At 37.8% G+C, this 14,088-nt stretch carries 10 protein-coding genes and 2 pseudogenes; 8 read left to right on the top strand and 4 right to left on the bottom strand.

All coding sequences use genetic code 11. The annotated features are described in order from the left end of the window. Nucleotides 1–140 precede the first annotated feature (140 nt). The 3 genes from J7I96_RS23995 (at nucleotide 141) to J7I96_RS23985 (ending at nucleotide 3,344) form a co-directional block, all read left to right on the top strand. Entirely contained in the window at nucleotides 141–1,631 is a 1,491-nt protein-coding gene (locus J7I96_RS23995) for a DHA2 family efflux MFS transporter permease subunit (protein ID WP_034313176.1), read from the top strand. A 299-nt stretch (nucleotides 1,632–1,930) separates the two neighbouring features. Further along, nucleotides 1,931–2,509 (top strand): YitT family protein, encoded by a 579-nt coding sequence (locus J7I96_RS23990; RefSeq protein ID WP_214773922.1) that lies wholly within the window; start codon nucleotides 1,931–1,933, stop codon nucleotides 2,507–2,509. A gap of 445 nt (nucleotides 2,510–2,954) precedes the next feature. Next, a complete protein-coding gene (locus tag J7I96_RS23985; RefSeq protein ID WP_214773924.1) occupies nucleotides 2,955–3,344 on the top strand; it encodes a DoxX family protein in 390 nt (129 codons plus the stop codon). Nucleotides 3,345–3,495: 151 nt separating this feature from the next. Here the strand turns inward: J7I96_RS23985 and J7I96_RS23980 are convergent, their stop codons facing one another. From J7I96_RS23980 to J7I96_RS23970, 3 genes are all read right to left on the bottom strand, one after another. Then, nucleotides 3,496–4,131, bottom strand: a complete 636-nt coding sequence (locus J7I96_RS23980) for a class D sortase (RefSeq protein WP_214773925.1) — start codon at nucleotides 4,129–4,131, stop codon at nucleotides 3,496–3,498. A gap of 1 nt (nucleotide 4,132) precedes the next feature. Next, nucleotides 4,133–5,551, bottom strand: a complete 1,419-nt coding sequence (locus J7I96_RS23975) for a processed acidic surface protein (protein WP_214924089.1) — start codon at nucleotides 5,549–5,551, stop codon at nucleotides 4,133–4,135. Nucleotides 5,552–6,141: 590 nt separating this feature from the next. After that, on the bottom strand, nucleotides 6,142–8,517 hold the full coding sequence (locus J7I96_RS23970; protein WP_214773927.1) for a M14 family zinc carboxypeptidase: 2,376 nt from the start codon (nucleotides 8,515–8,517) through the stop codon (nucleotides 6,142–6,144). Between the two features lie 1,490 nt (nucleotides 8,518–10,007). Here J7I96_RS23970 and J7I96_RS23965 point away from each other — a divergent pair. From J7I96_RS23965 to J7I96_RS23955, 3 genes are all read left to right on the top strand, one after another. Beyond that, nucleotides 10,008–10,436, top strand: a complete 429-nt coding sequence (locus J7I96_RS23965; protein ID WP_214773928.1) for a MarR family winged helix-turn-helix transcriptional regulator — start codon at nucleotides 10,008–10,010, stop codon at nucleotides 10,434–10,436. Between the two features lie 49 nt (nucleotides 10,437–10,485). Continuing rightward, on the top strand, nucleotides 10,486–11,127 hold the full coding sequence (locus tag J7I96_RS23960) for a nitroreductase family protein (protein WP_214773929.1): 642 nt from the start codon (nucleotides 10,486–10,488) through the stop codon (nucleotides 11,125–11,127). An 83-nt stretch (nucleotides 11,128–11,210) separates the two neighbouring features. Next, nucleotides 11,211–11,504, top strand: a complete 294-nt coding sequence (locus J7I96_RS23955; RefSeq protein WP_034313214.1) for a putative quinol monooxygenase — start codon at nucleotides 11,211–11,213, stop codon at nucleotides 11,502–11,504. A 450-nt stretch (nucleotides 11,505–11,954) separates the two neighbouring features. On the opposite strand, the pseudogene J7I96_RS23950 reads toward J7I96_RS23955, so the two are convergent. Continuing rightward, nucleotides 11,955–12,215, bottom strand: a pseudogene (locus J7I96_RS23950) (recombinase family protein); the annotation flags it as partial. Between the two features lie 403 nt (nucleotides 12,216–12,618). Here J7I96_RS23950 and J7I96_RS23945 point away from each other — a divergent pair. Further along, nucleotides 12,619–12,822 (top strand): alpha/beta-type small acid-soluble spore protein, encoded by a 204-nt coding sequence (locus J7I96_RS23945; RefSeq protein ID WP_034315006.1) that lies wholly within the window; start codon nucleotides 12,619–12,621, stop codon nucleotides 12,820–12,822. Nucleotides 12,823–13,061: 239 nt separating this feature from the next. Further along, a pseudogene (locus J7I96_RS23940) lies at nucleotides 13,062–13,890 on the top strand (IS110 family transposase); the annotation flags it as partial. Between the last annotated feature and the right edge of the window lie 198 nt (nucleotides 13,891–14,088).

Genomic DNA, 14,088 nt, shown 5'->3' with positions numbered 1-14,088 from the left:
TCTCCTTAAATGGTGTATTTTATCGGAAAATATAGGTGGGTTTACACTAATGCTTCGTGAGACGAATTAGTTATTAAAACTTTTAAACATAGCAGACAGTACAATTTGTACTATCCTAGCGGAAAGGACGTGCCATAATAATGAATCACGACAAAACAGCCATCACTAAAGTACGTACAGGTCCCATGTTTGCGGTGATGCTGGCTGGTGCTCTAGTCGCTTTCTTAAATCAGACTTTAATCAATATCGCATTGCCTCAATTAATGACTCATTTTGACATATCAGCTGCAACAGCGAATTGGCTTACTACTATCTTCTTATTGGTCAATGGGATTGTCATCCCGATTACCGCTTTCTTAATGGAACGATTCAATACAAGACAATTATATCTAGCTTCGATGGGACTCTTCGCCTTAGGAACTTTTTTATGCGGAATTGCACCCAGCTTCTCCGTCTTATTGATCGGACGTGTGGTTCAAGCAGCAGGTGCGGGGATTTTGTTCCCGTTGATCACAAATGTAATCTTCACTTTATTTCCGCCTAACAGACGCGGTTTCGCAATGGGCATATTTGGTATCGCGATGAATTTTGCCCCAGCTGTAGGACCTACTCTATCAGGCTGGATTATCCAAAACTATTCTTGGCGGGTTCTGTTTTTTATCATTTTCCCATTTGCCCTGCTTGACTTCATCTTTGCCATTTTCATCATTAAAAAAGTAGGGAAAACCAGCCGGCCTAAACTCGACAAACTGGGTGTAATTCTATCCACTATCGGATTCGGCGGGGTTCTATATGGATTTGCTACTGGCGGTACCAAGGGATGGGGCAGTCCCGAAGTACTGACGATGTTCCTTGTTGGAGGAATCAGTTTAGTTTTATTTGTCTGGAGGCAATTTACTGTATCTCATCCTATTTTGGAATTTAGAATTTTTCGGTACCGGATGTTCACTTTAACGACAATCATCAACATCATCGCAACTATGGGTATGTTCTCTGGAATGATCATCATGCCGATCTATATGCAGAATATCCGTGGCTTCACTCCGATGGAATCCGGTCTCATGCTATTGCCTGGCGGGATTTTAATGGGGATCATGTCCCCTATCACAGGTAAGCTGTTTGATCGATTTGGTGCGAGATGGCTTGCGGTGAGCGGACTTGCCATCACTATCATTACAACCTATCTTTTAACGCGGCTTCAAACAGATACGTCCTATTCTTATGTGGTGTGGGTATATACGATTAGAATGTTCGGAATGTCGATACTGATGATGCCTATCTTCACAGCCGGATTAAATGAATTGGCACTTAGCCTAAATAAATACGGCACAGCAATGGTCAATACATTGAGAATGGTGGCAGGTGCTGTTGGCATGGCATTCTTTGTGTCCATCATGACAAACCAAGGAACGAAACATGTTCAGGAAATCTTATCTCAAAGGAACATATCACCGGATAATACATCACAAATGGCGATGGCCATTAAACAAGGCAGCGTAATGGGAGTGGATGATGCATTCATGATAGCAACAGGTTTGACCATAGTTGCATTCATTCTGGCCTTTTATATACGGCAAACTTCACCACAAGAAGATACCATTACAAATCGCCTATCAAAAAAAACATCTTGAATAAAAAAGGCTAAATCCAACCTATTTTCCAAGGTAAAAAAAATTCTTATATTATTAAACTGACTTGCCCCATGAAAACAAGGCAAAAAAAAGAGACTCTTTTAGTGTCTCTTTTTTTTTTGCCCTAATTACATCATGGCCTCAACGAGAAGGCCTTTACTTTGATTAGCTTACTCCCAAGTGAATTAAAAATATCTTATGAAGAACAAATAGCAATCGTAATTTCCAATCAGCTAAGTATATATTTAGATTCCTCTCATATATTTTAAGATAATGATTTGGACAAGGGGAATTTTTTTATGAAAAAGTTTGTTTCGCTGCTTTTTTCAAGTTTTTGCATTGGAGTAGGTCTTAACTTATTTATTATCCCCATTCATCTAATAAATGGCGGGATATTTGGCATAAGTTTATTAATCAAATATGTTTGGGGAATCCAGGTAGGACATACCATGATCATGATCAATATTCCCATATACCTTCTATCTCTTCTATACGATAAGTCTTATTTCTTTAATGCCATCCTTGGGTTAGTTTTCACTTCAACCATTATTGATTGGCTAATACCACTAAACGGTTTGGTTCACCTGCCGATCATAACAAGTGCCATTATCGGTGGAATGACGATTGGGATTGGTGTCGGTTTTATGCTGAGACAACATATTAGCCCCGGTGGAGTGGATTTACTAGCACTATTAATATCTAAAACCACAACAACCAATCCTGGAATTATTATTTTTATCATTGATTCTCTCATAGTAATCGCGGGAATCATTATATTGAAAGACTTAAAGTTAATGTATTCCCTCATCACGATATCCTGTGTCGGGTTCTGCGTCATTATAATCAATTCTTTTAAGACAATAAACTATTTAAGATAAAGTTGTACTTACAAGTGCTCCCTTACGATATACATCTTGCTTGTACTGTACTCGGGATTTTGTACGTTTTCCCATTAATTCGAGCCGTTTACGCGTGAGTTTGGTCCGTTTACTCGTAAGTTACGGCCATTCACTCGTGAATTCGGCTTATTTACTCGTGAGTTTTGCTGTTTTACTCGTGAATTCACCCTATTTACTCGTGAGTTCGTACTATACCCATGATTTCAGCTGTCACCTTGTGGGAACAGATTTCTGAAATCAAATGAATATTTTTCAAGAAATAACTGCAGGCAAACTCGCTTTTCTTCAAGTTATCCTACAGTCAAGCGCGATTCCTAGAGGATTGCGCAACAACTGTTTAAGATTAAGGTTTTTTTAGAATGCATTAAAAAAAGAAAAGTGGAATATGATTAAAATGTCAATCTAAGGGAGGGAATGAGAATAAATGAAAAAAACAAAAATTATATATTGGATCTTCACAGGACTTTTGGTGGCCCTAATGGTTTTGGGTTCTATTCCGGATATAATGTCTGTTCCCGATGCAGTCGCTTTATTTAATCATTTAGGTTATCCTACTTACCTCCTGCCCTTTATTGGGATTGCCAAATTATTAGGTGTCGTGGCAATACTCATTCCAGGTTTTCCAAGAATCAAGGAATGGGCTTATGCCGGTTTTGTATTTGATCTGACGGGGGCTATGTATTCAAGCATTTCAGTGGGCGACCCTGTCAGTGGATGGCTGATTTTCATTATCGGGTATATATTGATAGCCGGCTCTTATATTTACCATCATAAAATACTAAAATCCACTTCAGTGAGTAATAAAGTAACATAATAATATAAATAAATTGGCAATGAAAAAATATCGATATCGATGTTTTTTCATTTGGTTATAATGACTTTCACCTTCGTTTTCTTTTCTAAATAGAAATTAAAAGAGCCCCAATAGGGTTTCCTTATTGGGACTCTTGTTTTAGTACATTTGATTAACTTACTGTTTTTGAAGTCAAATACGCGACAAGTATATAACGTTCAGGTGCTGACCCAATATAATCAAAAGGGTAACAGGTACTGACGGTTAGCGTTGCCCGTGGCTTTGGTACGATTACGGTTCGATCATCCTCATCCACAATCCGAACTTTGTTGACTTTGTATGTGAACTCTCCTGCCGATGTTCTAACTATCAACAAATCTCCTTCGCCCACTTGCCCGAGTTTACGGAATACCGTATCTCTATGACCGGAAAGAACGGAATTGTCATTTTCACCAGGTAGCACACTTCCTGCAAAGTGACCAACGCCTTTTTCCAATTCATCCTCATTCGTGCCATGGAAAATAGGGAGTTTTGTTTTTAGTTTGGGTATATACAATTCCCCGATTTCTTCACCCGTTTCAGGTCGGACAGGATATAGCTCTTTCTTTGTTGTTTTATTACCCGCTGGTTTATCACTTGGTGTTTTCTGGACTGTTTCATTCCCTTGACTACTTGGAGAATGAGTCTTGTAAAGAAAGTAGCCTTTTGCAAACTTATACATATTGGATGTTGAAAACCAAATCCCAAATAAAATGATGGCAATTGTACAAGAAAGCAGCAACAACCGCTTTTTCTTTAATTGTTTCATATTAAGCTTTCCTGATTTTTCGATACATCAAGCTTCCGAACAAGACAAGAACTAGTCCTAAAAGGGCACTAGGTAAATAATTGGAAGCGGTATTTGGCAGTTTAGCACCTTTTACGGTTTGATGTTCTGAATTAGTATGGGCACTGATCTTTTGTTTTACTGGTTTAGCAACTGGTGCCTTTTCAATGGTCTTTTGTACCTCTTTGGCAGATTCCTTTATTTGTCCGCCTGCATTGGTAAGAGTATCAGAATCGACCATATCACCTGTTATTAACAGATCAGCCAAGAACTTCCCGTCAGTATTATATATCATTATTTTCAGGTTAGCACCCTTCAATTCTTCCAATTTCATTAAATCCATAAGGGTTACAGGTGATTCCGAGCCACTTTTCACAAGGGAATAGGAAACATTAAGCTTAAAGATGGACAGTAATTCTTCATAGATTGAGGACATTTCAGCTATCTGTTCAGCTGTAAGCTCGGTTGCAACATCAAATTCCTCGAAAGCCATCATACGGTTGCCCAATTCTTCAAGTTGCTTGACTGTTTCCGGGTTGGAAAGATGGTCTTCCAAAGACATCATGTGGTCTTCAAGCCGCTGCAATTCCTCTTCCGTTAGACCGAGTTCCTGCTCGAAAATAGGAAGAAGATCTTCGGCAACTTCGCCATCCATCCCGCCACCAGTAAGGTTCCAAACAGTTTCTTCAAGATTATCTATGTATATATAATCGTTAATATCTTCACCATTTTCTTCTAACATTTGAAGCAAGGCTTGTTTATCCAATCCATAATTCTCATTAAAATAATCTAAGTTGCTTAGATCTTCCTTTATGACGTCACCTAGGAATTCGCTAAGCTCTTCGACAGATTCAAATTCTTCCGTACTAAAATCATAGAGTTCCAATGACGCTTCGATATCATCTTGTGTTACTTCGAAGCCTCTTTCCTTACTAACCTTGGCTAAATAATTGACTAATTCTTTGTCAAAATTCGGATCGCGTTCAAAATCGCCCTCTTCTGTCTCTTCTGTATAGAAATAAACAGCTTCATCGAGGTCCCAGATAAAGATATAATCGTCAAGTTCCTCGCCATTTTCTTGTAATAGATTAATTAGGCTCTCATTAGTTAGATTATAATCATCATAGATGACATCTAAATTACTTAAATCAGCCTTAATAACTTCACCTAAGGCTTCTTTTAGATCACCAATAGATTCAAAGTTCTCAATACTTTCATCGTAAAAAGAAAGAGAGGTTTCTATGTCATCCTTCGTCACTTCAAAACCCCTGACAAGGCTCACCTCTTTTAAATATTTTGTTAGTTCTCGCTCAAAATTCTTGCTTGGTGCTGCCGATGCTAATTGGGGGAATAAGCTAAGTAACAACGTAAATGAAACTAAAATGGTCCACAGTTTTTTCATACTTTTCTCCTATTCATAACATTTCATATGTTTCTAGAAAATTATAAGGTAATAACAAAAATTTAACAACGAGGTTATTTTTTCCAATAAGGGAAATTTGCTATTTTAATTACATAGCTAACAAGCTTTTTAACAGTGTATTTATCTATTAACGTTAATCTAGTCGTATTTCTTCCTATTAATATATTGATTTCAAAAAGAGGGATTAAAGCACTCCCGCTACTGTGACTCCAGATAAAAGAATTATTAATATTTTATTGGAAACATAACTTAGCTCAAGCAAAATGAATATAAATTCACCACCGGGCTACATCAATTTCAAGTAAAGTAGTCAGTCTATAAGTATCAGACCTCATATCTTTAACTTCATCTATAATGATTCCTGGTTAGTGAATCCAAATCCAGCTTGTGAATTATAGTAGTGTCACCATTTTTAATCGTCTAAAAAACTACTTATTGATAAGAATCTTCATTCAGCGGTTTCTACCAAAATAGATGATTTAAAAATAATGAGTTCAGAGCAAGCGTTCAGCATTTTTTCAAATAACCAAAACCGAATTCATTGCTGAATCCGGCTTTGGCTAATTCTACTATTTTTCGAAAATTGCATTAGATAGAAGACGGAACAAGTAATCCGGGTGGTCGCGGAAACCTGCTTCTAACCCAATAAGAGTTACATCTTTGTTCTGTTCTTTTACGATTACGGCTTGGCCCTTGGCGGTTATGTTATTTTTCCAGTGACCAGCTACGAAGAAATTATCTGAATCTGCAAGGGTCGCGACAATTTCATCATTATCAGTATCCGTGAACCATGTTGGACGATAGACAAAGCCGATATCATTTTCTCCATAACCTGCTGTTAAACCGGTTCCCTCATAATCGACTTTTACGATACCATTACTGTTGGAACCTCCTACATTAATGGTGTCGTCTGTAAGACCTAGTGTCTTAGTTGCTCTAGATGCACCAGCACCTACAGCTATATATTTGCCTCCTTCATTTAAGAAGCTTGTCACATTATCTTTAAATGCATTAAGTTGCCCGGCGTTCTGTAATCCAAATTCTTTATTAGCTTCGGAAAGGTTAGTGGAAATGAGACTTTCCGTTCCACTATAGACAAAAATATCAAAAGCGTTAAGGGGATTTTTAGCCACTTCGACTGGCGTAACTTCTGTCACATCAAAACCTAGTCTTTTCAAAGCAAGCTTTGTTCCTGCGTGTGATTTCTGTTTACCCATACCTCCATCCTTTAATATAGCCACTCTTAAAGACGTAATAGCCACTGCATCTGCCGGTACATCAGCAGTTCCAACCTGTAACCCAGATTCTTTCACCGCTGCTGATACCTGATTAGCTACTGTTTTTGCAAAGAAGTTACCTTGTGCATCACGTACAATAGGTATTCCTTGCTTAAGCAATGCATTTACTAAATTTACCGATTGGACAGAGCTGTTCGGTATCATAAACGGTCCTTTTCCTGAAACCTTGCCTTGACCTGTAATCTGGTTTACTTTCGTTGCATTGACGTTAATAGGATTTTGTGTGGCTACTGCCTCGAATCCCCAAAGCTCCGGTAAGCTCCATGCGGAAATGTCGTACATTGCTGGGGTATCGTTCGTGATGTCTTCCCCATCCCAGAGCATCGTGTTTGCTAATCCGGCTTTCGCCTGATCCATCTCAACAAGATAAGTTCCTTTTGGATATAACTCTCCATCCGCTTCAAATGCATTCACAGCTTGAACAACTTCAATATCATTATTGATCAAATGATTTACAGCCTTATTCGTAACAGTCGGATCCTTAGGGTCTAGTGGAAGTATGTAGGCTTTTGGAAATAGCCCTTCCTTATGAAATGGATGGTCAAAGTTAATTCCTCTTTTAAAAATTTCAATTTGATCAGTAATCATGGATTGCTTGTTAGCTGTTGCAAATTTCAGTGCTCCCATAATCGAATTATACATCCATCGTACGCCATCCCAATCATTTGTGGGAGCTTCTAATGTATGACCGTAAGCACCATGATACATCGCATACATTGGTGTGAAAATTGGTGGGTAATCATCCCAGCCAGCGGAGTCATCGCGCAGCGGAATATAGGTACCTTTCATGTTTTGATACAAGGATCCTGAATAGTTCTCATGATCCTTCATTATTTCCGCTTCCATCGCTTCTGCCTGTTTATAGGCCCATTTTCCGTATAAGTCATACTCGTAATTAGGATTATGCGGTGGCGTACAAGGCTCAATTAACCCCTGCAGATTTGGCTGATAATCCTTCACATATCCATGAGTATCTAGGAACACCATCGGGTTCCATTCTTTAATGAGCTCAACCATCTCTTTTGTTTCTGGCTGCGATTGGGTGATAAAGTCACGATTTATGTCAATTCCTTCACCATTAAAGCGGGTGGCATCAATACGTCCATCAGGGTTTTGTACGACATTGAAAATAAGAATATTATTCTCTAAAACGTCTTTGGTTGTTGCATCATTTTGGGTAGCAAAACGTTCAATTAATTGAAGGATTGCATCGCTTCCGACAAATTCAGTCCCATGAATAGAACCATTAATCATGATTGGAACTTTAAAGTCAGGATTATTGGCAACCCATTCTTGAGCTTTGCCTGGATTCTTAAACATTTGCTTTCTAAGTGCCTTCACTTTTCCGAACTTCCCTTGTGTTGTTGGGTCGGCAATCGTGACAACATAGAGTGGGTTTCCATCAGCTGATGTTCCACGGACTTCAACTTTCACACGGTTTGAAAGTTTTTCAATCTCTTTTAATTTGGAACCAATTTGTGAAAATTTCACAAAGTCATAGTTTTCGCTATTAAACTTGCTTCCGTCCTGTTCCTCATATGTATTCACATTTGTCCATTGAGGTTTCTCAGCATGTCCAAAACTCCACGGAATTACTGTTAATAAACTCACAGCCATCAGGCCGGATAGTGCTTTTTTCTTTTTCACCCTTAAACCTCCAGTATGTATATAGTGATTTTTTTGTATATATCCCATCAGATCGTTCAATGTTTATTTTATTGGGATTCGCTCTCCTATTGCAGCACTAGTTTCGGAAGGTCAAATTTATGTAGTGTTACTTGCTGGGGGAGCTTATCAAATTTTATAAAGAATATTTTTAAAGAAGTGGTTTGTTCAACATAATAAAATTAAATCGCATTCAACAGGATTTGTTCAGCCATTTAGCGAGTCATTTCGTGTTGTAATCAATTAAAATATGTATTAATTAACCCAATACCTAAACCCGCATTGGCTACTGTAGCTGATTAAATTCCTTTCTAGACTAATAAATTTCTCCTTTTCTGCTCCCTACTAATATTTTAAATTTCCATACATGTTTAAGAGAATCGCCTCCTTATTAAGAAATAGTAACCCACAAACTTAGATAACTGTTTTATAATATTATACACTTATTTTTGTGTGAATTAAGAATTTTCAGTTAATAATAATTGAATTTTTATCCTATTTTTCATTACATCAGAAACATAAAATTATTTACAAATAATTTCCATGCGCTAAATTAGTAAAAATCTGTATAACTGTTTTGAAGTTTGTCCCAACGGCCAAGTTACATGGGAAATCCCTCGAATCCTATGAAATTCATGTGCTTTTTGATTTCCTCTAATCAGTATTATGCAAACTAAAAAAGCTCACTTTTCTGATACCTTATATTGAGCATAGTAAATAGATCAGCCCCAAATGTTGAACTTCCGTACTTGGATTTGTAAATACATATTCAGTATTGCACCCTGCGAAGGAATCCCGAGAGGACTATTATAAAACTCCTAGGCCACAGTTTATAAAAAAGCAACCGTTCTATATCCAAACTTTTGCTTTTTTTCATTGCTATAAACGTTTCCAAAGTCTCTTTAAATCTATTGGTACGAATACTTTATCCCCATATATTTCCTTAGGTATGATGAGATGTGAAAAGTATGGTTCTAAACTTAACCCTTCTATGTCTAGCTGGATTTATTGATAATAGGAGCCCATTCATTGCACTTACACCATTATATTTAAATCCCCACACAAATAACTGACAAGGAACTTGAATATAATTTTCAGGCATCGCACTCAATGAAATTTAATCGATTGGAGCATTCGCTCCTTCCTTTTCTGTATTATGGCACATAAATCGAAGAATAGTCTTGGTCTACGACTATCAGATGAACTTTTCCACCTTATTTAAGGGCAGTTTTTATAACAATGTGATTATCATACTTATACCTTGGCTAAAAGCTCCAAAGGTTTACTGAGCTTTCTTGAAAAGATTGCCTAATCAAAAAGAAGATAGAGCACCATTTTGGTCTAGATCATATTTAAGCAAAAGTTGCAGTACTAAAATACTTGCTTTATTATTTAGGGTATAGTATATTAATTGATGCATCAACTATTGAGCTATCAATTAATTTGTCTAACGTATGAAAAGAGGGTGTTTCTTGACGAATTCATGTTCTAATGAATCCATTATTTTATATAAAATGAACTGCCTTAACAAACAGATAAGTTCAAAATTTGAAAGTTGTACAGGCATTAGTCAATCAAGACATGATATCTTATATCAGCTTTATCAAGTTGATGAAATTAGTCAAACTGCACTTCAAAAAGAGGTTAACATTGACAGTGCAGCGATTACCCGGCATTTAAAACAACTTGAAGCGACTGGGATGATTTTAAGACGCAAAGATCCGGAGGATAATCGATTTACTCTTGTCTGTCTTTCAGATCATGGTCGCAAACAGATTATTCTCTACCAAGCTGAAAAGGCTCGTTTTGTCACTTTAATGCTTAAAGATTTTAAAGAAGAAGAACGTCAAGAGTTAACAGATATGCTGACACGCATCCAAAAAAATATAAGCCAAGTCTAACACTTGCTTAAATTAAACTACTAAAGTTAAAAAGAGGAGACTATCAACTATGACCACTACAGCACAATTAACAAATGATTTCAAAGAAATTGTCACAGGACGCCGCTCCATAAAAAATTACGACAAATCCGTAAAAATCAGTAGGGAAGAAATGGAGGAAATACTTACGTTAGCGACACTTGCTCCTTCTTCAGTTAATATGCAACCATGGCGCTTCCTTGTAATTGAAAGTCCTGAGGGAAAAGCAACACTTGCACCTCTTGCTCGCTTTAACCAAAATCAAGTTGAAACATCTTCCGCAGTAATTGCCGTATTTGGTGATATGAACAATTTTGATAACGGCGAAGAAATCTACGGTAAAGCTGTAGATTTAGGGCTTATGCCTTTAGAAGTAAAAGAAAACATATTAGCCTCATTTGCTGGATATTTCGAAAAAATCACTAGTGAAGAGATGAAAGACGTCGTTCTAGTTGATGGTGGTCTTGTATCCATGCAACTGATGCTTGCGGCTCGTGCTTATGGCTATGATACAAATCCAATCGGTGGCTATGAAAAAGACCAGATCGCAGAAGCTTTTGGATTAGATAAAGATCGATACGTACCAGTTATGCTAATTTCAATCGGTAAAGCAGCAGATAATGGCCATCAATCAGTTCGTCTTCCAATTGATAAAGTTGCTCAATGGAAGTAAAGAATCCATTCATAAAATTTCAACCGAGATGTATTTTTATATATTAAGTTTATTATGCTTAACAAATGAGAGGATGACGTTTAATGATTATCATTCATGCCGTATTCAATATTAATCCAGCAAAACAAGATGCATTTCTAGAGGAGATTCAACCGCTAATCGCAGCTTCAAGAGCGGAAAGTGGAAATGTTTCTTACAATCTTCACAAAGCTACAGAAAAAGACAATGAGTTTACAATGGTTGAAGTTTGGCAAGATCATCTAGCGGTTGCAAGCCATAATTCAAGTGAGCACTTCACCTCGTTTGTTGGTAAAGCTAAAGAATTCCTCTCATCACCTTTAATTGTTAACGCATTTGAAGGACAACCATTAAAATAATTAGTTAAAATGTATGGGATTTCCTATATCCCATCTTATAAAACAAAGAGTTGCTGCTTCGATTAAACAAGCAGCAACTCTTGTTTATTTCTATTCCATTTTCTCGAACATCACGCGCTTATTTGGCGTACATAATCTGTGTGACAATTTCCATGGAAAGAGGAATGCAAAAAGTTCCATTTATTTATCGAATTTCAGTTTTTCCAAAGTATCCGCCAATTCTGTATTAAACGGTTCTTCTTTATTTTGCTTCTTCATGAATTGGAGATTTCTTTTTTCGACACTTTTCGATTTTTGTTTTGTTAATTATTTTTATGTTCATACGAATTCTAAAAGGAGGGCTGAAAGTGTATATGCCTTCATTCACCCAGAATGGATATCCTCCCCAATAAAGCGAAATATCTAAGGATGGCCGGCTAATTTTTGGACGGGTTTCTTCTATTACTTGAGCTTCTGTCGCCCGAAAGGCACACCGTTTTGCAAAGCCACATCAATTCCTTCACGCTGCCGTTTCCGGATCCTATCCCGTTATTCTTCCTCCATCCAGGAAAGAATTTGCAAAACTAAATCTGCAATGAATGTACCGGGACTATCTTTAAATTGCGTTGTATCGAGCAATGGCATATCCAAAACGACGATATCCGCCTGGATATTTTTTGTAATGTCATTCCACTCTTTTAGAATCTCCTCGTTGTTCCGACCAAAACGATTACCACACGTTTTAGTAATTGGCATCGAGCCCCGTTAGTGCGATAAGAAAACTCATTCTTTACTGAGGTAAAGAACCCGTTAGTTTCTTAAGACTTATTGTAGAGTTGAAACAAACTGTGCAATAGCAGAAGAAAGACTCTGACGGGAAGCATAAGCTAGAGGAGTACACGTTTCCCTTATGGATAGTTACCGGCAGGATTTACAGTTGCCTCGGAGCTTCCGAAACCCGTACCTTGTGACCCGCTGGCTTCAATGTTTTCCAGTGGCCTTCCCTTTTAGAGCTACAGGTGAGTTTTACTTTACTTAATCGCTGCCTTAATTTACTTTAAATTCTATGTATATAACCCTTAACAATATCAAAACCTATGACTAGCAACACATTATATTCATAGGAGCTGACAACATGGCTAGAAATAACAACAATAATCAATTAGTAGTTAATGGTGCAGAGCAAGCTCTAGAACAAATGAAATACGAAATCGCTAGTGAATTCGGTGTTACACTTGGCGCTGATACAACATCTCGTGCAAACGGATCTGTTGGTGGAGAAATCACAAAACGTTTAGTGCAAATGGCTGAACAACAATTAGGCGGAAGAACTCGTTAATCGAAATAATATGTATTGTTAGGGATAGTGATTGGACTATCCCTATTTATAATTCTCCAAATCAAAAAAGAAACAGAAACATCAGTTGCTGTTATTTTGCATTGTCGCAGTACGAATACACTACGCTAATTCAACTAACCTGCCCCGTTTGCATATCAGGTTTGAAAAAATAGAGCCCCTCACTAAGATACGAGTATAGAGACCAATCTAACTCAAAATCTTAAGGAGGAAGCCCTACTATAAATTTTAAAATGCAAAACAAACAAAATCAACTAATTGAGAGAATTACGCCTCAACATCTAGTTGTTGGTGTGGATATTGCCCAACACGTACACGTGGCCCGTGCTGTAAACTTTAGGGGCATTGTGGTCGGGAAACCCTTGTCTTTTGAAAATATCGAAGAGGGTTTTACTCGATTACTAAACTGGATCCAGGAACTAAAACACATGAAAAAACCTAGACAAAACGATAGTCGGAATGGAACCTATCGGACATTATGGGATAAACCTTTCAAAGTGGCTAGTCAAACAAAACATGGATGTCGTCACCGTCAATCCTCACCATGTCAAAAGAAACAAAGAAAACCGTGATAATACGCAATCCAAAAGTGATAAAAAAGATGCCCTTTTCATCGCTGATATGGTGAAGAATGGCTTCCATACCTTCGTTCGTTCCACTTCAGAATCATTTGAAAAACTTCGTGTCCTTATGGCTAACCGAGATGTGATCGTTAAGTGTCTTGTTAGCTCCATCAACCTAATTAATCGCTGGGTGGATGTGGTCTTTCCCGAGCTCCGGCAAGTGTTTAAAGACGTATCATGTAAAGGGGCAATCCCAACCCTACGCCTCTTTCCTACCCCAGCTGAATTATGTTCCTTACAGCCTCAAGATATCGTAACCGGGTGGAAATCATGTATGAAGCGACATTCCGGGCATAAAAAAGCCCGTTCCCTGCTTGCGTTGGCCAAGCGTTCAATTGGTACGAAACAAGCCCTTGATGCGTATAAACTTCACTTGGAACAGCTATTAGAGGAATATGATCTCGCTTCATCCCAACTCGAAAGAGTGACAAAAGCTGCCTTAAAGACAGCTCTGATCTTTAGCTAATGCACCCGTTAGCCATCCATGAAGCGCAAAATCGGCGCTTCACCACAGAGAATGAAAATTGGTCTCTATGTCGATAATGTTTTAATGGCTGGTGAAGAAGGTCGTTGAACTATGGTGCCTTTGAGCCCATCCGTTAGTCTGACTCCGACGACCACGGTG

The sequence above is a fragment of the Bacillus sp. ISL-78 genome, assembly GCF_018613455.1.
GTDB lineage: Bacteria > Bacillota > Bacilli > Bacillales > DSM-1321 > Peribacillus > Peribacillus frigoritolerans.
This window is presented reverse-complemented; position numbering and strand designations above follow the sequence as displayed.

What these genes read in the sequence shown, in the direction of transcription:
- J7I96_RS23995 (WP_034313176.1), top strand. Translation starts at nt 141, where the DNA reads ATGAATCACGACAAAACAGCCATCACTAAAGTACGTACAGGTCCCATG.
- J7I96_RS23990 (WP_214773922.1), top strand. Translation starts at nt 1,931, where the DNA reads ATGAAAAAGTTTGTTTCGCTGCTTTTTTCAAGTTTTTGCATTGGAGTA.
- J7I96_RS23985 (WP_214773924.1), top strand. Translation starts at nt 2,955, where the DNA reads ATGAAAAAAACAAAAATTATATATTGGATCTTCACAGGACTTTTGGTG.
- J7I96_RS23980 (WP_214773925.1), bottom strand. Translation starts at nt 4,131, where the DNA reads ATGAAACAATTAAAGAAAAAGCGGTTGTTGCTGCTTTCTTGTACAATT.
- J7I96_RS23975 (WP_214924089.1), bottom strand. Translation starts at nt 5,551, where the DNA reads ATGAAAAAACTGTGGACCATTTTAGTTTCATTTACGTTGTTACTTAGC.
- J7I96_RS23960 (WP_214773929.1), top strand. Translation starts at nt 10,486, where the DNA reads ATGACCACTACAGCACAATTAACAAATGATTTCAAAGAAATTGTCACA.
- J7I96_RS23955 (WP_034313214.1), top strand. Translation starts at nt 11,211, where the DNA reads ATGATTATCATTCATGCCGTATTCAATATTAATCCAGCAAAACAAGAT.
- J7I96_RS23945 (WP_034315006.1), top strand. Translation starts at nt 12,619, where the DNA reads ATGGCTAGAAATAACAACAATAATCAATTAGTAGTTAATGGTGCAGAG.